The organism is Microvirga sp. HS2 (genome assembly GCF_055792805.1).
The window spans coordinates 1-20,881 of record NZ_JBVVAJ010000056.1 but is presented as its reverse complement, the minus strand read 5'-3'; the positions used below and the strand labels follow the sequence as shown (position 1 = coordinate 20,881).

The window sequence follows — 20,881 nt, the reverse complement described above, 5'->3', positions numbered from 1 at the left end:
GGATCGTCGATCTGGCGCTCACGGCGGCGGTCGATCCAGTTGCGCAGGGTCGACAGGCCGACGCCGAGATCCGCGGCAATCTCGCGTCGGCTGCGGCCGCTGGTCAGAGCAAGCCGCACCGCCTCATCCTGAAACTCTTTCGTAAAGCGTGTCTGGGGCATGGAGATCCTCCTGCTTCATACAAGAAGTGCTCTCCATTTTTCCGAAACAAGACCAAAGACGCTGGCCAGCCAGAACCGACGCGGCCTGCTGACAGCTCGCAAGTTGTTGCAGGAAAAAGCCATTGCCATTGAGAACGACATCCGCGGTCTGCTGCGCAACTTCGGCCTCAAGGTCGGGGTCATTGGCAAGGTCAGGTTCGAGGACCGGATCCGCGATCTCGTGGCCGGTCTGCCGGATCTGGCTGAAATCATGGCCTGCCTGCTCGAAGCCCGTCAGAGACTGCGGGAGTGCTTCGCCACTCTTCACCGCAAAGTGTTGGCGATCGTCCGGGACGATGACGTCTGCCGGCGCCTGATGACCATTCCGGGTGTCGGTCCCGTGGTGTCGCTGGCCTTTAGCGCCACGATCGACATTCCGGCGCGGTTCAAGAATTCCAAGGCCGTTGGCCCAGCTCTCGGGCTCACGCCGGTTCTCAATCAGTCCGGCGAGAGCAGTCGGATCGGGCGCGTCTCTTTGTGCGGCGACGCCATGATGCGAGCGCTGCTCTATGAGGCGGCCCAGGTGCTGCTGACCCGGGTGCAGAAATGGTCGTGGCTGAAAGCCTGGGCCGTGAATGTGGCCCGACGGCGCGGCCTGCAAAAGGCCATCGTGGCTCTGGCGCGCCGTTTGGCTGTGATCATGCACCGCCTCTGGAGCGATGGCACCGAGTTCCGCTGGACCAAGGAGGGTGTCTTGGCAGTCGCCTGATCGCTCAGAGCAACCGCCTGTCACCCGAAGAGGAGGAGATCCAAGATCCGCCCCCGGTGGAGAGACCTCCCTCGCGGGACGATGGATGAGGTGAGTTCGCTAGGGCACTTGTGTCGATCGCGTTTTGCGCGATCAGAACGCGCAACAGATTGGGCCACCTCATTCTTCTGATCCCATACTGGGAGAGCCACAGAGCTGATCCCGAAGAGAAGCAAGGACCCGCGAGTGACATCAGACATCGGGGCGGTAAAACAGCCCGAAAGCGCTTGACCTTAAACCGCCGAATAGAGAAGAGCCCTCCGCGGACCATGGTCGTGTCACGAAGCACCTGCTACTTTCTCGTCCCTAATCGAGTTTAGGATGGAACCGGGGGCCTGTGAAACCACAAACATCCGGGTTTTCCTAAGCTGACATGACAAGAATCAGCGGAAGCGTATATTGGCACGGCTGAGCTGATCGATTGAGGTGCAGCCCATAAGCTTCATATCGCGCTCCAGCTCTGAACGCATCAGCTCAAGCGCACGTTCGACTCCTGCCTGACCGGCAACCGCCAGCGGGAACAGATAGTATCGACCAAGGCCTACGGCCTTCGCCCCGAGCGAAAGCGCCTTCAGGACGTGACTGCCGCGCTGCACACCGCCATCCATAAGGACGTCGATGCGGTCGCCGACGGCATCAACGACTTCTGCAAGCTGTTCAAAGGCGGTGCGGGAGCCGTCGAGCTGCCGTCCCCCATGATTTGACAGTACAATCCCGGTGCACCCGATCTCGACCGCCCGCTTGGCGTCTTCAATCGACATCACACCCTTGAGACAGAACTGACCGTCCCATTCTCCGACCATCTGAGCGACATCCTGCCATGACATCGACGGATCGAGCATGTCGGTAAAGTAGCGGCTGATCGACATGGTCCCACGGCCCATGTCCACATGACCGTCGAGTTGTGGCAGCTTGAACGGCTCGTGTGTTAAATAGTTGAACGCCCACGCCGGGCGGATGGCAAACTGCGTGATCCCGGCGAGATTGAGCTTGAACGGGATCGAAAAGCCGGTGCGCTTGTCACGCTCCCGGTTGCCCCCTGTGATGCTGTCGACGGTCAGCATCATCACCTCGACACCAGCCTTTTTGGCCCGTGTCATCATCTCCCGGTTAAGGTCGCGATCTTTGTGGAAGTAGAATTGATAAACCTGAGGCGTCGCGCTGATCCGGCGCGCTTCCTCCAGGCTTGTCGTGCCCAGTGAAGACACACCAAATAGCGTACCGAATCTTGCCGCGGCTGCGGCGACGGCTCGTTCGCCCTGGTGATGAAACAGCCGCTGGAGGGCGGTCGGCGAGCAATACACCGGCAGTGCCAGCTTCTGGCCCATGACGGTTACCGAAAGGTCGACCTCGGTGACACCACGCAGCACGTTGGGGACGAGGTCGCACGTGTCGAAAGCGGCCGTGTTGCGCCGGTAGGTGACTTCGTCATCGGCAGCGCCGTCAATGTAGTTGAAGATCGTACCGGGCAGGCGCTTTTTGGCCAGTTGGCGGAAATCATGAAAATTGAGGCAATGTTTCAGACGCACGGCGCTTGACCTCTATTGTTCTGGACGACGCCATAGCCACGCCGCAGGAAATCGTGGACTGAAAATCCTCAGCTGCCAAACGTCAGTCGAGCGTGGGGGCATGCGACGAAGGCGCCAAGCATCATCAGGTCCGAACTTCCTGCCCGGGCGGATCACGGTGCCCTCAAGAGCATGATCCGGCCGATGCGCGTCTTCCAGAGAATGCAAACGGTCTCAGCAACGATCAAGGGGCTCGAGGTCATGCGCACGGCCCGCGGGAGCCACCGCATCGTGCGAGCGCCAGAAGCGACAGCCGAAATCCGTCTCGTCAGCCAGCCGTTCAGCTTTGCTGCCTGAGCGGCCTATTGGGTTAGGCCCGATGTGCGCTATCCGAGTTACTGCAACACAGCCCTTCAGGCTGCCGTCTCTGCCTGGCCTGAGTGCTCGTCGTCATGCATGAGCGGCGGACCCAGCTCGGAGAAGCGGAAGAGCCGGAAGGCCCGGTCGCCGTTGACGTCCAGCACCCGCAGGTCATCGCTGTCACGAGCGTCGTTCATCACAACCTGGAAATGGCCGCCATAGCGGGCCGCTACGAGATCAAGCGGAAGCTCGTAAGCGATAAACTTGCCAACCCCGTGCGCCTTCAGGGCACGCAACAGGCCCGCGTCAGACAAGGACGGATACGACGTCAGGATTACGATCGGTCCGCTGCCGGCAAACACCAGAGCTGCTTTCATGATCTTTCTCCCTTCGTTTGAGCCGCACCCCGTCGGGCTCCATGCTCAACTCCTACCGCCCAAGCCACGCCATCAATCATAGGCGCTGAAGGAGCCGTGCTGGGCCTGAGGATTGAGCCGGGCAAACTCGGTCCGGTTCACATTAATCAAAGCCGCGTGATCTCCGCCCTCAAAGTACAGCTCTTGCTGCGGATCGATGCTGTTGTCGATGATGACATCCAGCCCATAGCAGGCGCCCACCGCTGGAACCGCACCGAGCGCACAGTCGCGGAAGACCTCCGCGGCTTCCGGCTCAGTGGCCAAGTGAACCTCATGACCGATCTCCATCCTGAGGTCGGACAGCCGGAGATGATGCGAGGCGGGGAGAACAGCGAGCGTGTAGCGGCCACCATCGCTGAGCACGACGGCTTTGGCCAGCCTGTCACTCGGGATGTGACCCGCGTGGGCGGACCCAAGGGCCGACAGGGTCCGTTCATGCGGGACCATGATCGTACCGGATCCCTCGCTCGTCCATGTACTTTTGGAGTGTGGGTGCGATCGCCACGACGTGCCTCCCATGAGGCAAGGGGTTCCCTGCGTCACAAGGCATGTCCTGATCGACTGGCGCCCCGTGGCGCGGCTGCTTAGTATTTACATAGTATACGCCTCTGGCTCGCCAGCGACAATCGAACTGCCGTTCTGGTGATCAGCTGCGGTGGCGAACTAAGCTGTGCAGGTCGACGAAGTCGCCCGGGATGTGCAGGGCGGTGAACTGGCGCCGGCCGTTCCGCAGCAACTTATAGCGGACGGCGAAGCCTTCGAGCAGAAGAGTGCACTCAGATGGACGGTCCCCCCTCGCGGACCAAGTCCTTATCCATGCGGACCTCTTTGACCCTTCCCACTGCGCTTTCGAGAACCTGCTTCTCCCCGTCCGAGAGGACGTCGCGCCGTTCCGGCTTGTGGAGCAGGCGAGTGATCACAGGGACGCTCCTTCCGCCCGTTTGGCCCCGTGCCTTTCCTTGTCCGGCACAAGGTCGATTAACGTTGTCAGACCGGCAAGGCATTGATCAATGCCCCAGCCCCACCGCTTGGTTCTGTTCCATTGACGAGCGTCTCGACCATTCGCGGTCTCAGGCCCGAGACGCCGCGTCAGCACAGTCAGGCTACGAAGGATTGGTGAGGCCGCTGCATCCGCAACTCGTTCGGTAGGTCCACATACGGCTGGCGTCCCCTCTGACATTCTTGGTTTTGTTGAGTGGAATCTTGCCGTCTAGACAGGATGTTAACCTGTGCTAATAGCGGAAAGGCGCTACAGCTTTCATGCTCGTCGGGACAGGCGCCGCAGACGTCAGGCCCGCCGTCGATACATTTCCAGATACTCAGGGACGATGGTCTCAAGGGCTTTGGCTTCAACCCCAGCATCGGCGAGGGTTGGCTCAGAGCCGCTGACCACTTTGTCCGTTTTCAGCAGCCGGACCTGATCGCGGGTGAGCGGCGCATTGGGGAACACCTGCAGCACCCCGCCTAACACCTCGGCCGCCCAGAACGGCAGAGGCACCAGCAATGGTCGGGCGTCGATCGTCGCACAGACGAACTCGATCAGCTCCTTGAAGGTATAGACCCGCAGGCCTCCGAATTCGTAGGTCTGGCCGCGGCTGGTCGGGTCCGCAAGGATGGCGGCGACTCCTGCCACCACATCCTCCACATAGACGGGCTGAAACCTCGTTTGCCCGCCGCCAATCAGCGGCAGCGCCGGCAGCCGGCGCGCCCGCGTGGCAAAGCCGTTGAAGAAGTGATCGTCTGGCCCGTAAACCAAGCTGGGGCGGATAATCGTTGCCTCGGGGAAGGCGGCGCGTACCGCCGCTTCGCCGGCCGCTTTGGAGCGGTCCGCCAGCGCGGGTGCCGTGCGGCTGGCCCCAAGCGCCGAGACGTGAACGAGTTGCCTGACACCCAAGCATCTGGCGCTGGTTGCCACCCGACGAGCCCCGTCTTCATGGATGGCTGTGAAGGTTTGCCGTTGCACCTGCGAGAGAATGCCAACCAGATTGATGACCGTGTCGGCTCCCTGGACGGCCGCTTGGACAGCCGCATCATTAAGAAGGTCGGCCGCGACGTGTTGGACCCGGGCCATCCTTGGAGGCTCTGCTGTTGTGAGCGGATGGCGCGTCGCGACCTGTACGGATGCTCCCGCCCTGGCGAGATGCTCGACCAGATGCTGGCCGATAAAGCCCGTCCCGCCGAAGACCGTGACGTGCTGCATCGCTGTCGTCGTGTCCCACAAAGACCAACGCGGTTCTACTGGGCATCAGATCTGCGCGACGGGGCCCATGCAACCGCTGCTGGCAGAGTTTCTCTGCGACTTCGATACCATATTTACCGGTCTGAAGGTCAGTTCATGACACGAGATTGACCTTAGCCTGAGTTTCGTGTTTGGGCGGCAAGCGCACCTTCGCATAGTCTCGGCCCTTGATCGAAGCGACCCAACGTGGGCTTGGGACAGACCAACTGTCCACTGATCAGGCTTTTAGATCCGCCTGCTCTGGCGCGGCTCATTGATGTGGTCTCCTGGCCGTTGCGAAGGTATGTTCTTGCTGAGGCGGGGGCGAGTTCTCATCAAGGAGGAGATCCCCATGTCAGGGCACGCAATCCACATCAAGGTTGATGGACGAACCTATTCCGGGACCTACAACGTCGACCGAAAGATCCTGACCGTCACAACAAGCTACGGCAGGAAGTCCGCCGAGATTGCCCCCAAGGTGGCGCACGAGACCCTTGCCCACCAGCTTCTGCAGGAACTGGTGCAACAGGAGAAGTCACGCAAGGGCTCAACGCTCTGATAAAAGGCACGGGGGCAGCCAAGTCGATCTGCCGGGCTCCATCCCTTGCCGTCTGTTGGAGTCACAATGACATCCAAGCATTCTCCACACTTCTACGTAGTACGAGTGCCAGGGGCTGTTGATGAGGGCATGGCTTAAACAAAGCGCCGATTGCCGAGGGGTGGTCAGTTGCGCCAGCTTAGTGGTGTGGTCGGCAACTCTCCTGTGACGTCGACGTGGGCAACGTCGCTTGCCGAAACCAGTGCCCTCTCGGAGAACCTGAGATCGAGGAGGCGGCCCTCGTCCGTGAGGAGCTGAACGTCCCTGCGGCCGAACACGCCGCTGAGAGCGGCGGCAGAGAGCTGGATCTCGCCACAGCATGTGACACCGACCGGCTCCCTGAAGAAGCCATCGAAATCATAGGATGCACGCGCGATGGGTTCGCCGCTGCACTGCAGTACGCCATACCCTGAGATCTTGCCGAGATAGTGCATAACCGTCTCCTGTGAGCTATCGAATCTGGGGCTGCGCTTGTCCATCAGCCTCCAGGGTGGCTGTGAGTTCAGCCGGGTTGACATGGAAAACCTGGGTAGGGCTGCCCGAGGTCGAGATCGCCGGGACGTACAGCATCGTGGCTGTGCGTTGGAAGGCCAGGAATGAAAGACCGAGGATCTCCTCCTCATCAGTCACAAGCCGGTAGGTTCCTGCTGGCTGAAGGCTATCAAGAGAGGTCAACGTGAACGGGCACCTGAAAGTGACAGTCGTCTCCGTGGTTCGGATCGTCATGATGAGCACCTCATCTCTTTTTCTTGGGAGGACTGATCGGGGACAGCATTCCTTTCGTCAACACGGCTGGTGTCGCCTCGGCCGTCGGCTGCTTCTTCGCTTTGGGCTTTCGGATCTCCCGATTACTGCGTTTTTGCCCTTTGGCCATGATGGTCTCCTGTGAACCGGATTGATTGCTCGGATTGGCGGAGAGAGCCCGTCCCGAGACGTCATTTGTATTCGCGTTGACGCCTCACGTTGTGTCCCGAGCACGGAGGGCTGTTCAATGCGAGTTAGGCACGTCCGTCAGCGACTTCTTGCCTGGCAGATCTCAAGAGCGCGACAACCTCAGCTGGAGACTGTTTGACATGAAGGGAAAGAGCTCTGTCTCTCTCGCTGGCTGTGGTGATCAGCCAGGCATGCCCATCCTCGCCCGAGGCGCTGAACCAGAGCACGTTGTCGGTATTCACGAAGACGCTGCTGCCATTGGTGTCAGTCAAGTTGATCCAGGCCATGTGATTTCTCCAAACAGGGGATCGCGCCAGTACGATCACGTTGCAGAGGTATCGGGGCCAACGAACTTTCGGTCCCCGAATGGCATGCTAAACGGACGGGGTGTCAGGCTGACCGCCAGAATGCCACTCGAGGCGAAACTGGCAGAGTATGCCTTGGCTGAAGACGCGGGTGTCCTGTCCGGTCTCCTCAGCCCTGGCGACGGCGCGGCGGACGGCAGCTTCTCGCGACGGATACTCGCCGCAATGCTTGCCCTCGATCCTGGTCCGCCAGGCTCCGTGATGCTGAACGACGTAGACTTCGCGCGTCATGGCACACTCCTTTGAGGCACAGGTCCGCCTGCTTGCCCTCGAGGGCATCGCCACTGCCCTTCAGTCCGGTAAGGGGTGTTAGAACTGCTTGCCTGCCATCCAGCTTTCGACATCGGCCTTGGCCGTCTCGTAGGGCAGGCTGTAACGGACCTTCACCAGCGCAATCAGTTGCTCCGCGTTCTTGATCTGGGACAAGTCTATGGTGGTTAGGCAGCCCCACTGACGCTTCGCGTCATTCCGATACCCGGTCTTACGCGTTACGGTCTCCTGGCTTTCGCCGCCTTGATAGCCAAACATTGTAGCCTCCATCGTTGGGGCTGGTCTCGTCATACAGCGACCAGCTCAAAGCTGCTTATCCAGGGCCCAGAACTCGACATCTCTGGTCGCCTGCTCGTGGGAGAGACTGTAGCTCTCTTCGACTTTCTCGATGAGTTCCGATGGGGTCCGGATCCCCGACACCTCTAGCGCCGTCAATCGATCCCACATGGCTTGCATCGTCGACAGGGCGTGAAGCGTCAGTCCGGGGCCGTCGTGCGTTCGATAGTGCTGAAGATCGAACATGAAGCGGCTGTTCGGGCACATGGGGAACCTCCCCCTCTCATATAAGAATCTTGGCCATCGCAAAGTAAGAACAAAGTTCATCTTAAATTAATATGGTAGGCGTGAGCTGCAATTACAGGCGGCTCGCAAAATAAATATCAAGTAATTACGATTTCTATATCCAGTATGCAGACAAGAGAATATGCTGGGGAATAATAAATCAAACCGACATAAGGATTATTTACTTAGAAAATTCGACATGGCTCATTCCTCATTCAAGGAGCAGAACAATGTTAGACAAGCGGTAGTCTCGGTTCTGCTCATCGCCGGGTGCCTCCTCCTCTACGAAGCGGGCACTCGAGAAAGAACGGTCAAGCATTACCAAACCCTGCGGTAAAGGAGGACAAGATGTTCGATAAAAATCGCCTGCCCTGGATCAATGATCCACTGAACCTGACGCTCGTCATCGTTGTAATCGCGGCGTCGATTGCCGTGTACTTCATCGTCGTGCGCGGCTGGTCTTGGTGACAGACGAGCAGGATTGGCGACGTTGCCCCAGGACCGGAAAGAATTGTGTCATGAGAACGCATCGCTACGCCGTCGGCCCGCACGAGCTATGCCGAGGCCTATCCACCCCATGATGTCTGGAGCGGGCGTTACGAGATCGTCTTCCTTCTCTCTGCCGGAGACCGGGAGCCACAGTACCAGATCCGCAGCGATGATCAGACGTATGATCGGGTCGTTGGGGAATCCCAGCTCCAGGAGGATCTCGGCGCGAGAGGACGATGCGGGTGAGCCCGATCAGATCCGACAATTGGCCCAGCAACTTCGGGAGAGCGGCTTTGACCGGTTCTCCGAACGGGAATGCCGCTTCTGACGCAAATTGCAGCCCGCCGCCATGTGACCCGAAACGTCAACCACGCACTCCAACAGGAAGAAGCGCGGGGAGACCGTTGGGCTGACCGCGTCGCCGGGTTCGGAGGGCCATGGGCCTTTATCGCGACCTTCCTGAGCAGCCTCCTTGTCCGGACCCGTCTCAATACGATTCCGCTGTAGCGGGCCAATGGGGCGTTCGATCCCTACCCATATATCCTTCTCAATCTGGTTCTCTCGATGATCGCTGCCGTGCAGGCTCCGCTCGTTCTGATGTCACAGAATCGGTAGGCGGCCCGGGATCGCATTGCTGCTGGCCTCGATTATGAGATCAACCTCAAGGCCGAAATCGAGATCATGGCTTTGCATAAGAAGATGGATCACGTTCTGATCGAGAATCTTGAGCAGATCGCCGGATACAGCCGGATCAACGACAGCGCCTGACAGAGCTTTGCGAAGCGCAAGCTGCGAAACCTTAGATAGATCCAGTGGAGAAGACTGCCTCTAGCATTCGGCATGTCAGGATCTGATGATGTCGGCGTAGATGCATTTGATCTGATCGAAATCCAATGAGCCCCCATCCACGACAGTGATGCGAGCGCTTTCACGGTATCGTTCCGGCAGACCTTCCAATGTAAAGACCACAGCGTCTTTTAGACAGCTGAACTGCTTGACAGTCCCCGGATCTCCCGTCTGCTGCCGGGTCGGCTCGTCAGGGGCGGACCAGACGACCTGGGCCGGTCGACTGAGGTCAGGATGGCTCATGGCTCCGACCCTCCCGATTGGACAGGCAAATCCGATTACGGTGACGCATCAGCAGGGAAGCAATATGCCAAGGTCAAATGATGTTCCCGCTGTTGGTCACAATCCAATGAACCCGAGGCATCCGATCTCGCAGCACTGCCGCAAGGGCTCCGCCGAGCGTCGGGAAATCCTGGCCTCTTATCGCCCCATCATAATCATGCCAGAAGATAAGCCGGGCCGGTGCTTCAACATTCATTGTCATTCGGCCATATGGCTCGCGACTTAAGGCGAGATGGTGACCGATGGAAGATTAACGTGTCCACTTGCCCTCGTAACGAAACTCCGGGGCCGACTTGAGCTGATTGAGGTCGGCGTTCATCGCCGCATGCCACTTATTCTCGCCCTCCATATACCGGATCGAGATTGATGAGGGATCCACGGCCACATATCTTTGCCCGACACCCAAGGCCTCGCCGACCGACAGCACGATGCCGGAGATCTGGCCGCCTTCAAAGGCGATGTCCTCGATCTTACCCATCTCCTTGCCACTGGCATTTTGGACATCCAATCCGATCAGCCTTGAGCTGAGAATGGCATTGTTATTGACCGTGATGAACTGAGGCGCACTGGACGCGGCGGGAGTGCTCTGAGCCTGAGCCATGCTTCCAAAACCGAGGGCGGCGATGAGAACCATAGGAGCTGAACAGTGCATCGTATTCATCCTTGAACCGGCGCCCAGCGTCAGTCTCGTTCAGGATAGTGGCCGTTTTAGGAGGATCATCCGCAGTGGCTTCCCTCAATTGGGTTTCAGGCTCATGGGGTGCGCTCATGCCACAGGAACGATCATCGGCTCCAAATGCTTGCTTCTGGTGACGTCAATACACGTCAGCCCTCAGGAGAGAATCATGGACAAAAATCGCATCAAAGGCTCAGCGACACGCACAGGCGGCAAGATCAAACAGGCTGCCGGCGATCTGACGGGCGACTCCAAGCTCCAAAGCGAAGGCAAGATGGATCAGGCCAAGGGTAAGATCCAAAATGCCGTAGGCAGCGTCAAAGATGCGCTCAAGAAGTAAACCAAGCTCAGCGTAGTCTCACAAAAGCCCCATCATCGTTCCTCGATGGGGCCGATTTTCCATACTTGGCCGCACCGGCACGGCAACGAGTTTATTGCCAATGCCGAGGAAGCCCCCACCGAGAGGATCACTGTCGCTAGGGTTTCATGGTCAAGATCAACCAGCACATCTTCGATCTGGCCGATGGATGTGTCACCCGTGTAGACCGTGCTGCCGATGAGCTTGCTTGCCCTGGCGCTCCGCGCAAATACCGTGAAGGCTGTGGTTCTCATTTCCTGAGGCGGCTTGGGTGCAGTTGAAAGTTCGGCGATCATAAATAGGGCTGGATAGCCAGCCAAGGCTCCCTCACATTTCAAGATCACCCAAGCCGTCACAATAAGTACCTCCCATGCGTGGCAAGCGGAGCATCGTACTTCGATCACGCCCGCGTCCAATTGATTTTGGCTGGCTCGCGCAACGGCGAGTATCGCTCGCTCAGGCCTGTAATCGGCGACAAGGACGTGGACCTATTGAGGAGAATTGTCTCCCACCGGCGCTCAGGAGGAGGTGCGAGCGGAAGGCGATACCGCTATGATCCCTCCAGGAAGTGTCCCAGGACCTTCAGCGGGCGCACCCGATCACAGACGATCTTCAGGATCGCCAGCATCGGAACGGCCAAGATCGCGCCGGGCACGCCCCACATCCAGAACCAGAACACCAGCGACAGGATCACCAGCACGGGGTTCAACGTGAAGCGCCGCGCCAGCAGCATGGGTGTCAGAGTTTCGCCCTCGACGAGGTGAATGCCGAGATAGAGGGCCGGCGGCAGCAGGGCCCACCATAAGCTGTCGAAGCTCAGCATTCCGGCGAGAAGAAAGATGCCGATCCCAAACAGCGGCCCCAAGATCGGAATATAGTTGAGCAGGAAGGCTGTGGCCCCCCACAAGAGAGGATCTCCCAGCCCGCAAAGATACATCACGGTCGCGGTTGCGACTCCCACCGCCGCATTCATGGCCGTGATCGTCACGAGATAGGCGGATATGTCTTCCTCGATCTGCTGGGAGATGTCGACAGCTTGCCGCTTGTCGCTGAACTTCGGCAGGATTTCGACCATGCGCCGAAGGAAGAGATCGCCCGATACCATTAGAAAGTAGAGCACCAGAATGGTCGTAAACAGGCCATCGAGGATGGACCGCGTTCCCGCGAACAGTGCACTTGTCAGGCCAAGATCGCGGCGAACCGCAATGGTGGCCCCCTTTGGTCCGGAAGCGTTGGCGGCCTGCTCGGTCTGCTCGATAACTTTCTGCACCGCTTGGATCGGCCCCTTGAGAACAACCAGGTGGGCTTCGAGGCGCGGTATGCCCTGCGGCAACCTTTCCGCCCAAGTCGCGGCGGGGATTGACAAGGCCGCTACAGCACCCACGATCGTTCCGGTCACCAGCAGGATGGCTACGAGCGCTCCAACGGCCCGGGGGAAATGCATACGCTCCAGGAGGCGCACAGCGGGTTGCAAAAGCAGCTTCAACACGAAAGCGAGTACGACGGGAAGGATGATCGCGCTTGCCACGTAGAGCGCCGCCAAAGCGGCCAGGGCGAAAAGCCCACCGAGAAAGAACGTCTGCGGATTGGATGGCAGCGGCATCTCTGCCTCGTCGAGTGCCTCCGTCGACACCGCATTCAGTTCCGGCGGCTGATCATCCTGGACGGGTGCCAACGGGGGGCGCTGCGGTGGCGTTGAGACCGGAACCATGGCCTTTCTCCCTTCTGGAGTGTGAGCATGTCCCTGTGTCCACAGTGGACCATACCCGGTTTCGTCGACCCTTGCTAGAAAAGCTATTCCCAAGGTGCGAGCCCGACGACTTTCAGCGCGCACCCGCCCGCCGAGCAATGCTCCGGCTCGATCGAATGTGCCGTCGATCGGAATAGGATCGATCCGTGCGTGCGATCAGTCGGCGTGAACGTGCTGAAGTTGGAAGGCTTCACTTTGATCGAGGCATCGTCAGCCGACTTTGCGGCAGCGGTCTTTCCCGCCAGAACCGCCTGTCTGCATGGCTCTGAAATCGATCTCTAACCTGGGCCGTCCGATCCGGAGCCGCTCTTCGCGGAAGCAGCATTGGCGCTGACGCTTTTACTGATGTCGCTAGCGCTTCCTTCACCCTTCAGCTCACGCTCGGCTTGACGCCAAAACTCCGCCTCGTAACCTTCTGGGCAACCGCGTTTTTTCCAAAGCTCGAAGGCGCGCTGTCTTACTTGGTCCTCGGTGAAATTGGTGCTCGGCTCCATTTGCGTTTCCTTCATTCGTTTTCTTCCTGGAAGTAAATAAGCCAAGCCGTGCTGCGGGTCCTCAGCTATTGATATTTGCATGACCTCTGCCACTCACCAGCGGATGCATTGGTGCTCGCGGCTGCTGATGAGGGTTCAATCGGCGAGGCCGTTCACCACAGAGGCGGCTGATCCCCGCCTCCAGTGGGCGGCTCTTCGTGAGCTGCTGTCAACTCCCGAGGATCGACCCTGACCGCCTGCACCGAGGCGTGGTTCCATTGACGAAATGGCAGGTAAATGGTGGTCGCAACTCGCCGGTAGGCCAGGAACGACAGTCCCTCGATCAGTTCCTCGTCAATGTCGATCGTGTATGCGCCGGCGGGCTGTAAGCCATCAACAGCCATCAGTGAGAACGGGTGATCGAAACTAATGGTTTTTCGTGTCGTACGCATGAGTTGCTCCTAAGCCGCGATCATCTCGGTGCAATCTTTGGCAACCTGGCTCGCGCCTTCCGTGGTGCCTGGCATCGTCAGCCCCCGTTCTTCAAGACCATATCTCCTCTGCTCCAGGACAAGGCGCCTTGATTGCAGCAATGCGCTCGGCAAGCTGGGGATCGCGCTTTGATTGATCGACGCAGATCAGGGACAAAGCCGTGACCACAGCGGTTTTTCACTGATCAGAGGCTATCGTGCGGACGGTTCCGTTAGTCACCCAACCGCCCCAGGAGAACCCGACGGTGCAAGAGCGGCAGCGCACAGGCGGCGCCGTGGAGTCCAGGCCTCAGCCACTCTGGGGTCTGCATAGTGTTTTCTTGGCGCGAATTAATCGGAAGTCTATGCATTCTCACAAATCAGCATAACACAAACAAGTAGCTGATTTGGTTTTTATTTCGCCTTGTGGCCCTGTTTATTCAGGCGGCAGAGTTCCATATCTTACTAAGGATCGACGTGCATGTCCGTATACCGCAGACACTCGCCGCCGCACGGGCATTGCAGCTTCGGTTGAGCTTGGCCGAGGGCGTTCATTGAGGCAACTCTGCATCAAGGAGGTCGCCATGAGATTCCTGATCCAGTTCAAACGGTTTCGACGCGGTGTTCCCGAGGTCATCGGAACTCTGCCTATTACTGCTGCCGATGGTGCCGCCGCTTTGGCATTCGCCCGGAGCCCCGCCGGAATGAGGCGCTGGCCAGTGCGGACCGATGCTCTGCGTGTGATGGACGATGGTGGCCGCACGCTGCTCGATTGGACAGTGCCGGTAGAGATTGCGCAGCCGGTGACCTATTCACCCAGACCTGTTCCGGCTAAGGCTGCCGGTAAAGAACCGCGCCCAGCGCCTCTCATGCCGGCCGAGCACCCGGAGGAGAGCTCATCAACGCCCGCCCGGGGTCTGCACCGTTTTGCTGTGGGACAGGCCGTCTCTTACGCGGAGGACGGCCGGCCCGAGGTCTGGAAAGGCGGCTATGAGATCGTCAGGCTCGATGATCCGCGCGACGAACCGCAATACGCGATCAGAAGCGCAGATCAGTCCTACGACCGGATCGTGCGTGAGCACGAACTCCGCGAGGACCTGGGCGCCCGCGCTCGTGGCCGTTAAGGCTCCATCTCCGGTTTCCGTCTGGTTCGGTCAGGAACCTGCCCAAGCTGCCGTGGAGGCATGACGTAGCCGAGCCGTGGCTTCACGAAGGAAAGGGAGCGAAACATGATACAGGACATCCTCAGTTTGACGAAATCCATCATCCGCAAGTTTTGGGGTGCGTTGGCGCCTGCCCCAGCTCCCGCCGTGCAACCACGACCGCAGCTCAACGGAAGGCGAGGCTACGGAGACGACAGCATCAAACTGCCTGACTGAGGTCTGAGAGCACAGCGTTCGCTGTCGACATCAGGCGCTCCCATTGTCTGAACGGCGGACCTTTCCCTGACCTTGGCTTCAACTTCAGCGTTCCTGGTCTGGAGATGCGGTTTTCGGAACAGGGGGAGACCGCTGGTGTTACTCTCAGGGCAGCCTTGGAGGTTGATATGAAGGACCAAGACATGGTGCTCTCTATCATCGTCAACGCCATCCAATTTGCCCTCCAGCACACGCAGAAGGCTTCCGATCATCCTGGCGTTGTCCTATCGACCGAGGAGCGGGTGGCTGTCGCAGGAGCAACCTTAACCGCGCTTTCTGAACAAGGTTTCCATGTCGCACGAGCGCCACCGGAGCCGCGCTAACAGCCCCCGACGAAGAGCGTTCCTTTAGAAGGGACATCCCAATGACCACGAAACCTCGCCCAAGCCCGCCTAAGCGCAAGCCCAACGATGGTATCTCACAATGGGACAATGAGGGAGGCGCTCCTTCGAGTGGCGACCGGTCACGGAAGCAGGGTGGCAGGCCGCCAAAACCCGAAAAGCCTGCCAAGAACGGTTCCTGATCCGACAAGGATCCCAGTCCTGCTGAGCCAGCACCAGGAACTCGACATCGCTGGTGGTCTGCACATGAGAGAGCTCGTGCCTGTTCTCGGCTCTTCCGATAAACTCCGACGTGGGTTGAAGCCTAGAAACCTCTGCCGCCAATAGCCGCGCTGAGTTGCCAGCGCCATCTGTACCGAGTGAAGCGCGAGACCGGGTCATCATGATCATGATAGCGCAGGCGCGATCCTCCCGCAGCCTCGATCCAGGCACGGCCCTCCGACGACGTTTGCGGGTCCTGCGGATGAGCGTTGTCTCCGGACGCGATCTCAGAGCGAGTTGGTCAGGCGTGTGACGCGCCGACGTGATCCGCCATGTTGGCGCCGCGGGATCCGAGCGGCTTGGATGGGCCTTCCGTGCTGTCTTTAGCAGTCTGGTGTTCCATCTCGGCATTGAGCGCGGCCCCGAGAAGGACGATCACCACCGACAGCCAGATCCACATCATGAAGCCAACGCCGGCGCCGAGTGAGCCATAAGTCTTGTTGTAGCTGTCGAAATTGGCGACGTACCAGGAGAACAGCATCGACGCCGCCAGCCAGAGGACGGCCGCCATGGCGCTGCCCCAGGTCACCCAGCGCCACTTCGGATCGCGGCGGCTAGGACCGTAGCGGTAGACGACGGCAAGCCAGGCAAAGACGATAACGAACAGGGCAGGCCAGCGCAGAATGCTCAGGAGCCGTCCGGCCGGGGTCACGATGCCCATGAAGGTAAGCACGACGGGGGTCACCACCACCGCGCAGATGGCCAGGATCACAACGCCAATCATGCCAAGCGTGAGCAGGAAGGTCGTGGCGTAGAAGCGCAGCAAGCTGCGCTTCTCCTTCTCGCCATAGACTACATTGAGCGCATCGAAGAGGGCCGCAACGCCCGAGTTCGCGCTCCAGAGCGCCACCAGAAAACCCACCACGAAGGCAAGGCTGAGCGTGTCGCTGTCCTGGGCGATGATGAGGCCGATCTGCTCGCCGATGAGTTCCAGCACGCCGCCGGGCAGTATCCCGGTGAGAAGCGACAGGTGACCCCTGATCGTGCTGGTATCGGCAAAGAGCCCGTAGAGCGACACGATTGTGGCGACTGCCGGGAACACCGCCAGCAGGGCAAAGAATGCGACCCCACCTGACGTGGACAGGATCCGGTTCTCCGGGATCGACCGCACCATGCGCCAGAGGATGTCCTTCCAGCCCCGCGCCGGGATCTCCCCAGGGGTGTTGGCGTCGCGTCCCCGGCCAGGCTCACGGGCGCGGGCCCGATCGTCCGATGGATCGCCGCGGGCCGCCTCCTCGCCGACGCTGGAGCGCCAATCCTCTGCCTGTTCATTCATCGGAGCCATGGTTTTTTGATCCGGTTTCGGCAGAATATCAGGTTCGGAAGCACCTCGCCGCTCCAACACGACGCCTCTCGGCACAGTGGCCCGCCGCGAACACGGTGCCAACCAGAAGAGGGAGCAGGACTGTGGCCCTAAGAGCGCCAACAGGCGCACCGATGGCTTCGCCGCTGAAGCCTTCGGTGAAGGAGAACAGGGCAGCGGCACGAATTCCCAGATTGAATGGGACTACTCTTCTACTGAGCTTGAACATGCCTCTGCATTCTTCCTTTGAGCAATATGAGATCCTTGGGCGGATTTAAAGACAACAGATGCTGTAGGACAAAGCTCCATGAGCGGTGATAGGCGATCACGATGGGATTGTGGCGTCGGCATCGGTCGGATGAGATTCGAGACCCTGCACGGTGTAAACAGGACAGCAGGACGGATCAGATCAGGAAATCGCGCGGGCTCCTTCTCCGCAGCGCGGTCTAAGGCAGAACGATGACGCAGGACCAGACCTTCGCCTTCGCCATACTGGCCGGAATGATGGCTCTGTTCATTTGGGGACGGCTGCGCTACGACCTTGTCGCTGTTTTGGCTCTCCTGGCCGCGGTGTTCAGCGGCATTGTCCCACAAAAGGCGGCCTTCTCCGGCTTTGGGGACGACATCGTCATCATTGTCGCGAGTGCGCTCGTCGTCAGCGCGGCGGTCGCACGCTCTGGCGTAATGGAGGCGGCCCTCCATCGGGTCTCGCCTTACATCACCTCGGTGCAGAGCCAGATTGTTGTTCTTGTGGCAGCGGTCACGATCCTGTCCGCCTTTGTCAAAAACATCGGCGCGCTCGCGATGATGATTCCAGTGGCATTCCAGATGGCGCGTCGCTCCAATGCCTCCCCCTCGTGCTTTCTCATGCCGATGGCCTTCGGGTCTCTGCTCGGTGGTCTGATCACCCTTGTCGGCACGTCACCCAACATCATCGTCTCTCGCGTGCGTGAGGACCTGACGGGGCAGCCTTTCGGCATGTTCGATTTCGCCCCCGTCGGTCTCGGCCTTGCGGCGGCCGGCGTGGCGTTCCTCGCCTTCGGCTACCGGCTTCTGCCAGGCGGTCGCAAAGCCGCGGGGACCATGGACGAGGCAATCAACCTCACCGACTACATGACGGAAGCGCGCGTTGCGGCGAATTCGCCGATGATCGGGAAGACGGTCAGCGACTTGGCAAACGCATGTGACAACGAGGTCCTGGTCACTGGGATCGTTCGGAACAAAACCGAGCACATGGCACCCCTGCCGGATGCTGTCCTTCGCAAGGGCGATATTGTTCTCCTTGAGGGCGATCCGGAAGCGCTTGAGCGGGCGGTCGCCCGCGCTCACCTGGAGCTCGAAGGGGACGACCGCCCCACGCAAGGCAAGGGGGCAGGCGAAGAGATCGGAGGAATCGAGGCCGTCGTTGGGCCGAGCTCGGCGCTGATCGGTCAGACGGCTAAACGCATGGCGTTGCACGAGCGCTTCAACATCAATCTCCTGGCCGTCAGTCGCAGCGGCGAGCGATTCACCGAGCGCCTGCGCGACATCACCTTGCGGACCGGCGACGTTGTCGTGCTGAAGGGCGATCTCACCCGGCTTCCGGACAAGCTGAAGGAACTCGGCTGTCTGCCGCTGGCCGAGCGCGAAATCCGCCTGGGCAATGTCCGGCAGGGTCTCGTCCCGGTGGTGGTCCTGGCGAGCGCCATGGGGCTCACGGCCTTTGGCGTGCTGCCCGTTGCCACCGCCTTCTTCACCGCCGCCGCCCTGATGGTCCTGCTCGGGGCACTTTCGCTCCGGGAGGCTTACGAAGCGGTCGATTGGCCCATTCTGGTGATGCTCGGGGCGTTGATCCCGGTCAGCGACGGGATCCGTACGACCGGCGGGGCCGATCTCGTGGCCGGATGGCTCTCGCTGCTTGCCAGCACCTTGCCATCCTATGGAGCACTCGCGCTGATCATGATGGCGGCCATGGCCGTGACGCCGTTCCTGAACAATGCGGCCACGGTGCTGGTGATGGCTCCCATCGCGGTGACTTTTGCCGGACAACTTGGCTATAAACCTGACGCCTTTCTCATGGCGGTTGCGGTCGGTGCAGCCTGCGACTTCCTCACGCCCATAGGACACCAGTGCAACACACTCGTGATGGGGCCGGGCGGCTATCGCTTCGGCGACTACTGGAAACTGGGGTTACCACTCTCCGTCATTGTCATTCTAATCGGCGTGCCGCTCATCCTGCTCGTGTGGCCGCTGACCTAGCCAGCAGGATCGTTGCGCTCAGACGTGAGCGGAAACCGCACTTGAATCCGTGTCCTCCGATCCCCCTCGATCGCCAGGGTGCCGTTAAGACTACGAGCCATGCCTTCGATCAGGCGCATGCCCAATGACCCTGTGCGCCGTGTGGCGGGAAGACCCACACCGCTATCCTCAATGAAGAGGAGCACATCCTCTCCCTGGCGGTGCAGCCCGACCCGAATGGCGCCGCGCCGCTTGTCGGGGAAGGCGTGCTTGAGCGCGTTGGTGATTGCCTCCCCCGCGATCAACGCCACGTTGATGGCGCGATCAACATCCAACGTGATCTCATCGGCGTCGCTCGTGAGGTCTATGCGCTGATCCTGCGGGCTCCGGAGATGGCCGAAGTTCCGGCACAGCTCCGTCAAATACCCTGCCATATCGACTGCCTGTACGTCGTTGCTGTCCTGCCGGTAGAGAAGCTCGTGAATGCGGGCGAGGTGATCCAGGCGCTGGATGGCATTCTCCAAGGCTTCCGAGACCTCGGGATTATCCTGCCGTCCGATCTGAAGGCGCAGCATCGAGATCGCCATGGCGATGCTGTTCTTGGCCCGATGGTTGACCTCATGCAGCAACACTCTTCTTTGGCTCAGAAGCTGATCCTTCTCGCAGAGGCTTTCCATCAGAACCACTTCCAGAGCCCGCCTGCGGTCGAGTTCGTTCTGGAGCGTTTGGGTCCGCTCCTTGACCCTTGCCTCCAGAACCTCGTTCAGGCGCTGGGTGCGACGCTCGGCTCTGACGCGGCGGGTGATGTCCCAAAACGACGCGAAGTGCTGGATCACGCGGCCCTGGTCGTCGTGAACAGGGCTGACGAACTGGGCTGCCCAGACCTCGCGGCCATCTTTGGCGCGAAGCGACACCTCAAGGGTGAGAGGTTCGTCGGCTTGCATGGCAGCCCGGATGAGCCTCTCGGCCTCAGGGCCGGTGTCAGGACCGGTCAGAAAGAAGTAGTTCCGGCCCAGAACCTCCTCACGGGTATAGCCGAAAAGGTCGATAAAAGATTGGTTCACATAGACAATGGGATTGCCGTCAATGCCGGGATCAGTCACCACCATCGGCATGCGGGTGGCCTCGACCGCTGCCACGAATGGGCCGCCGCGATGCTGAACAGCATTGATTCCCGCTTCGGCTCTTCCCTGATCGGTGTCGACGGATTCTGGGTCGGATTCCAATTCTCGGTGCTCCGGTTGACTGGACTTGCTCCGCTTTTGTGGAGAGCGGTTTGGTAGCTATCCGGCCAGCCTTTCGAACTGAACCGGACTGAGGTAATCGAGCGTCGAATGACGCCGCACCGGGTTGTAGAAGCCGTCAATGTAACGGCCGATCGCAGCCTTGGCTTCAGCTCTGGTCTGGAACACCGTGCGCCAGACCAATTCGGACTTCAAGGTCTTGAAGAAGGTCTCGACCACCGAATTATCATAACAGTTTCCTGTCCCGGACATTGAGATCCGGATGCTGTGCTTCCTCAACTCGGCCTGATACTCGATCGAACAATATTGACTGCCGCGGTCTGCGTGATGGGTCAGCCCCTCACCGGGTCTTCGGATCGTCAGAGCCTTGCGCAGCGCCTCGAGCGCCAGCTCCTTGTGCAGCCGGTCACTGACGGCCCAACCAACCACACGCCGGGCAAACAGATCGAGGACCACGGCCAGGTAGAGCCAGCCCTCGTTCGTCCACACATACGAGATATCCGCGTTCCATTTCTGGTTCGGGCGAGTGGCTGAAAAGTCCTGCTCGAGCAGGTTGGGCGCAACCGGAAAGGCGTG

Annotated in this window: 26 protein-coding genes and 2 pseudogenes; 7 read left to right on the top strand and 21 right to left on the bottom strand. The window is 59.9% G+C overall.

Annotated features, from left to right (window positions below; translation table 11 throughout):
* Positions 1-161, bottom strand: a 161-nt coding sequence (locus tag ACS5Q0_RS26080) for a transposase (RefSeq protein ID WP_473129554.1), incomplete at its 3' end; no start/stop codon positions are given.
* Positions 162-198: 37 nt separating this feature from the next.
* Between ACS5Q0_RS26080 and ACS5Q0_RS26075 the strand changes: the two are divergent.
* Positions 199-909, top strand: a pseudogene (locus ACS5Q0_RS26075) (IS110 family RNA-guided transposase); the annotation flags it as partial.
* Between the two features lie 422 nt (positions 910-1,331).
* Here ACS5Q0_RS26075 and ACS5Q0_RS26070 read toward each other — a convergent pair.
* The 5 genes from ACS5Q0_RS26070 to ACS5Q0_RS26050 form a co-directional block, all read right to left on the bottom strand.
* A complete protein-coding gene (locus ACS5Q0_RS26070; protein WP_473129553.1) occupies positions 1,332-2,477 on the bottom strand; it encodes an alpha-hydroxy acid oxidase in 1,146 nt (381 codons plus the stop codon).
* 392 nt (positions 2,478-2,869) lie between these two features.
* On the bottom strand, positions 2,870-3,193 hold the full coding sequence (locus ACS5Q0_RS26065) for a cytosolic protein (RefSeq protein WP_445504328.1): 324 nt from the start codon (positions 3,191-3,193) through the stop codon (positions 2,870-2,872).
* Between the two features lie 72 nt (positions 3,194-3,265).
* A complete protein-coding gene (locus ACS5Q0_RS26060) occupies positions 3,266-3,679 on the bottom strand; it encodes an aminoacyl-tRNA deacylase (protein WP_445504329.1) in 414 nt (137 codons plus the stop codon).
* Between the two features lie 329 nt (positions 3,680-4,008).
* Positions 4,009-4,152 carry a hypothetical protein gene (locus ACS5Q0_RS26055; RefSeq protein ID WP_473129552.1) on the bottom strand — a complete coding sequence of 48 codons (144 nt, stop codon included), beginning with the start codon at positions 4,150-4,152 and terminating at the stop codon, positions 4,009-4,011.
* Positions 4,153-4,520: 368 nt separating this feature from the next.
* The gene (locus ACS5Q0_RS26050) at positions 4,521-5,432 is read right to left on the bottom strand and encodes a complex I NDUFA9 subunit family protein (protein ID WP_473129551.1); all 912 of its coding nucleotides are present in this window, start codon (positions 5,430-5,432) and stop codon (positions 4,521-4,523) included.
* 370 nt (positions 5,433-5,802) lie between these two features.
* Between ACS5Q0_RS26050 and ACS5Q0_RS26045 the strand changes: the two genes are divergently transcribed.
* Positions 5,803-6,009 carry a hypothetical protein gene (locus ACS5Q0_RS26045; RefSeq protein ID WP_445504332.1) on the top strand — a complete coding sequence of 69 codons (207 nt, stop codon included), beginning with the start codon at positions 5,803-5,805 and terminating at the stop codon, positions 6,007-6,009.
* Positions 6,010-6,173: 164 nt separating this feature from the next.
* Here the strand turns inward: ACS5Q0_RS26045 and ACS5Q0_RS26040 are convergent, their stop codons facing one another.
* The 6 genes from ACS5Q0_RS26040 to ACS5Q0_RS26015 form a co-directional block, all read right to left on the bottom strand.
* Positions 6,174-6,482: a hypothetical protein gene (locus ACS5Q0_RS26040; protein ID WP_445504333.1), complete on the bottom strand. Its 309-nt coding sequence runs from the start codon at positions 6,480-6,482 to the stop codon at positions 6,174-6,176.
* 302 nt (positions 6,483-6,784) lie between these two features.
* A complete protein-coding gene (locus ACS5Q0_RS26035; RefSeq protein ID WP_473129550.1) occupies positions 6,785-6,922 on the bottom strand; it encodes a hypothetical protein in 138 nt (45 codons plus the stop codon).
* A 124-nt stretch (positions 6,923-7,046) separates the two neighbouring features.
* The gene (locus ACS5Q0_RS26030) at positions 7,047-7,268 is read right to left on the bottom strand and encodes a hypothetical protein (protein WP_445504334.1); all 222 of its coding nucleotides are present in this window, start codon (positions 7,266-7,268) and stop codon (positions 7,047-7,049) included.
* Positions 7,269-7,355: 87 nt separating this feature from the next.
* A complete protein-coding gene (locus ACS5Q0_RS26025) occupies positions 7,356-7,577 on the bottom strand; it encodes a hypothetical protein (protein WP_445504335.1) in 222 nt (73 codons plus the stop codon).
* Between the two features lie 78 nt (positions 7,578-7,655).
* Complete coding sequence (locus ACS5Q0_RS26020; protein ID WP_473129549.1) at positions 7,656-7,874, bottom strand: hypothetical protein; 219 nt, start codon at positions 7,872-7,874, stop codon at positions 7,656-7,658.
* 45 nt (positions 7,875-7,919) lie between these two features.
* A complete protein-coding gene (locus tag ACS5Q0_RS26015; protein ID WP_445504336.1) occupies positions 7,920-8,159 on the bottom strand; it encodes a hypothetical protein in 240 nt (79 codons plus the stop codon).
* A 1,038-nt stretch (positions 8,160-9,197) separates the two neighbouring features.
* On the opposite strand from ACS5Q0_RS26015, the pseudogene ACS5Q0_RS26010 reads away from it, so the two are divergent.
* Positions 9,198-9,281 (top strand): annotated as a pseudogene (locus tag ACS5Q0_RS26010) (DUF1003 domain-containing protein); the annotation flags it as partial.
* Between the two features lie 228 nt (positions 9,282-9,509).
* Here the strand turns inward: ACS5Q0_RS26010 and ACS5Q0_RS26005 are convergent.
* Entirely contained in the window at positions 9,510-9,755 is a 246-nt protein-coding gene (locus ACS5Q0_RS26005; protein WP_370437832.1) for a hypothetical protein, read from the bottom strand.
* A gap of 289 nt (positions 9,756-10,044) precedes the next feature.
* Complete coding sequence (locus ACS5Q0_RS26000) at positions 10,045-10,455, bottom strand: PRC-barrel domain-containing protein (protein WP_473129548.1); 411 nt, start codon at positions 10,453-10,455, stop codon at positions 10,045-10,047.
* A 184-nt stretch (positions 10,456-10,639) separates the two neighbouring features.
* Here ACS5Q0_RS26000 and ACS5Q0_RS25995 point away from each other — a divergent pair, with 184 nt between their 5' ends.
* Positions 10,640-10,810, top strand: a complete 171-nt coding sequence (locus ACS5Q0_RS25995; RefSeq protein ID WP_414471391.1) for a CsbD family protein — start codon at positions 10,640-10,642, stop codon at positions 10,808-10,810.
* A 32-nt stretch (positions 10,811-10,842) separates the two neighbouring features.
* On the opposite strand, the gene ACS5Q0_RS25990 is transcribed toward ACS5Q0_RS25995, so the two are convergent.
* The 4 genes from ACS5Q0_RS25990 to ACS5Q0_RS25975 all read right to left on the bottom strand — a co-directional run bounded on the left by ACS5Q0_RS25990 (position 10,843) and on the right by ACS5Q0_RS25975 (position 13,503).
* Positions 10,843-11,148 carry a PRC-barrel domain-containing protein gene (locus ACS5Q0_RS25990; RefSeq protein ID WP_445504338.1) on the bottom strand — a complete coding sequence of 102 codons (306 nt, stop codon included), beginning with the start codon at positions 11,146-11,148 and terminating at the stop codon, positions 10,843-10,845.
* Positions 11,149-11,378: 230 nt separating this feature from the next.
* Positions 11,379-12,539, bottom strand: coding sequence for an AI-2E family transporter (locus ACS5Q0_RS25985; protein WP_473129547.1), 1,161 nt, complete (start codon positions 12,537-12,539; stop codon positions 11,379-11,381).
* Positions 12,540-12,856: 317 nt separating this feature from the next.
* Entirely contained in the window at positions 12,857-13,087 is a 231-nt protein-coding gene (locus ACS5Q0_RS25980; RefSeq protein ID WP_473129546.1) for a DUF2934 domain-containing protein, read from the bottom strand.
* Positions 13,088-13,224: 137 nt separating this feature from the next.
* Positions 13,225-13,503: a hypothetical protein gene (locus tag ACS5Q0_RS25975; protein ID WP_473129545.1), complete on the bottom strand. Its 279-nt coding sequence runs from the start codon at positions 13,501-13,503 to the stop codon at positions 13,225-13,227.
* Positions 13,504-14,105: 602 nt separating this feature from the next.
* Between ACS5Q0_RS25975 and ACS5Q0_RS25970 the strand changes: the two genes are divergently transcribed.
* Together ACS5Q0_RS25970 and ACS5Q0_RS25965 are read left to right on the top strand one after the other, a co-directional pair.
* Positions 14,106-14,645 (top strand): hypothetical protein, encoded by a 540-nt coding sequence (locus ACS5Q0_RS25970; protein ID WP_473129544.1) that lies wholly within the window; start codon positions 14,106-14,108, stop codon positions 14,643-14,645.
* A gap of 422 nt (positions 14,646-15,067) precedes the next feature.
* Positions 15,068-15,262: a hypothetical protein gene (locus ACS5Q0_RS25965; RefSeq protein ID WP_473129543.1), complete on the top strand. Its 195-nt coding sequence runs from the start codon at positions 15,068-15,070 to the stop codon at positions 15,260-15,262.
* Between the two features lie 520 nt (positions 15,263-15,782).
* Here ACS5Q0_RS25965 and ACS5Q0_RS25960 read toward each other — a convergent pair.
* Positions 15,783-16,826: a YihY/virulence factor BrkB family protein gene (locus ACS5Q0_RS25960; RefSeq protein ID WP_445504344.1), complete on the bottom strand. Its 1,044-nt coding sequence runs from the start codon at positions 16,824-16,826 to the stop codon at positions 15,783-15,785.
* 477 nt (positions 16,827-17,303) lie between these two features.
* Between ACS5Q0_RS25960 and ACS5Q0_RS25955 the strand changes: the two genes are divergently transcribed.
* Positions 17,304-19,082, top strand: coding sequence for an SLC13 family permease (locus ACS5Q0_RS25955; protein ID WP_473129542.1), 1,779 nt, complete (start codon positions 17,304-17,306; stop codon positions 19,080-19,082).
* On the opposite strand, the gene ACS5Q0_RS25950 is transcribed toward ACS5Q0_RS25955, so the two are convergent.
* Positions 19,079-20,287, bottom strand: coding sequence for a sensor histidine kinase (locus ACS5Q0_RS25950; RefSeq protein WP_473129541.1), 1,209 nt, complete (start codon positions 20,285-20,287; stop codon positions 19,079-19,081). The two genes, ACS5Q0_RS25955 and ACS5Q0_RS25950, sit on opposite strands and share 4 nt — an antisense overlap.
* Before the next feature lie 57 nt (positions 20,288-20,344).
* A partial coding sequence (locus ACS5Q0_RS25945) for an IS3 family transposase (RefSeq protein ID WP_473129540.1) occupies positions 20,345-20,881 on the bottom strand: 537 nt, incomplete at its 5' end.

Coding starts and splice junctions, on each gene's coding strand:
- ACS5Q0_RS26065 (WP_445504328.1), bottom strand. CDS start 3,193: ATGAAAGCAGCTCTGGTGTTTGCCGGCAGCGGACCGATCGTAATCCTG.
- ACS5Q0_RS26060 (WP_445504329.1), bottom strand. CDS start 3,679: ATGGTCCCGCATGAACGGACCCTGTCGGCCCTTGGGTCCGCCCACGCG.
- ACS5Q0_RS26050 (WP_473129551.1), bottom strand. CDS start 5,432: ATGCAGCACGTCACGGTCTTCGGCGGGACGGGCTTTATCGGCCAGCAT.
- ACS5Q0_RS26045 (WP_445504332.1), top strand. CDS start 5,803: ATGTCAGGGCACGCAATCCACATCAAGGTTGATGGACGAACCTATTCC.
- ACS5Q0_RS26040 (WP_445504333.1), bottom strand. CDS start 6,482: ATGCACTATCTCGGCAAGATCTCAGGGTATGGCGTACTGCAGTGCAGC.
- ACS5Q0_RS26035 (WP_473129550.1), bottom strand. CDS start 6,922: ATGGCCAAAGGGCAAAAACGCAGTAATCGGGAGATCCGAAAGCCCAAA.
- ACS5Q0_RS26030 (WP_445504334.1), bottom strand. CDS start 7,268: ATGGCCTGGATCAACTTGACTGACACCAATGGCAGCAGCGTCTTCGTG.
- ACS5Q0_RS26025 (WP_445504335.1), bottom strand. CDS start 7,577: ATGACGCGCGAAGTCTACGTCGTTCAGCATCACGGAGCCTGGCGGACC.
- ACS5Q0_RS26020 (WP_473129549.1), bottom strand. CDS start 7,874: ATGTTTGGCTATCAAGGCGGCGAAAGCCAGGAGACCGTAACGCGTAAG.
- ACS5Q0_RS26015 (WP_445504336.1), bottom strand. CDS start 8,159: ATGTGCCCGAACAGCCGCTTCATGTTCGATCTTCAGCACTATCGAACG.
- ACS5Q0_RS26005 (WP_370437832.1), bottom strand. CDS start 9,755: ATGAGCCATCCTGACCTCAGTCGACCGGCCCAGGTCGTCTGGTCCGCC.
- ACS5Q0_RS26000 (WP_473129548.1), bottom strand. CDS start 10,455: ATGAATACGATGCACTGTTCAGCTCCTATGGTTCTCATCGCCGCCCTC.
- ACS5Q0_RS25995 (WP_414471391.1), top strand. CDS start 10,640: ATGGACAAAAATCGCATCAAAGGCTCAGCGACACGCACAGGCGGCAAG.
- ACS5Q0_RS25985 (WP_473129547.1), bottom strand. CDS start 12,539: ATGGTTCCGGTCTCAACGCCACCGCAGCGCCCCCCGTTGGCACCCGTC.
- ACS5Q0_RS25980 (WP_473129546.1), bottom strand. CDS start 13,087: ATGAAGGAAACGCAAATGGAGCCGAGCACCAATTTCACCGAGGACCAA.
- ACS5Q0_RS25975 (WP_473129545.1), bottom strand. CDS start 13,503: ATGCGTACGACACGAAAAACCATTAGTTTCGATCACCCGTTCTCACTG.
- ACS5Q0_RS25970 (WP_473129544.1), top strand. CDS start 14,106: ATGAGATTCCTGATCCAGTTCAAACGGTTTCGACGCGGTGTTCCCGAG.
- ACS5Q0_RS25965 (WP_473129543.1), top strand. CDS start 15,068: ATGAAGGACCAAGACATGGTGCTCTCTATCATCGTCAACGCCATCCAA.
- ACS5Q0_RS25960 (WP_445504344.1), bottom strand. CDS start 16,826: ATGGCTCCGATGAATGAACAGGCAGAGGATTGGCGCTCCAGCGTCGGC.
- ACS5Q0_RS25955 (WP_473129542.1), top strand. CDS start 17,304: ATGACGCAGGACCAGACCTTCGCCTTCGCCATACTGGCCGGAATGATG.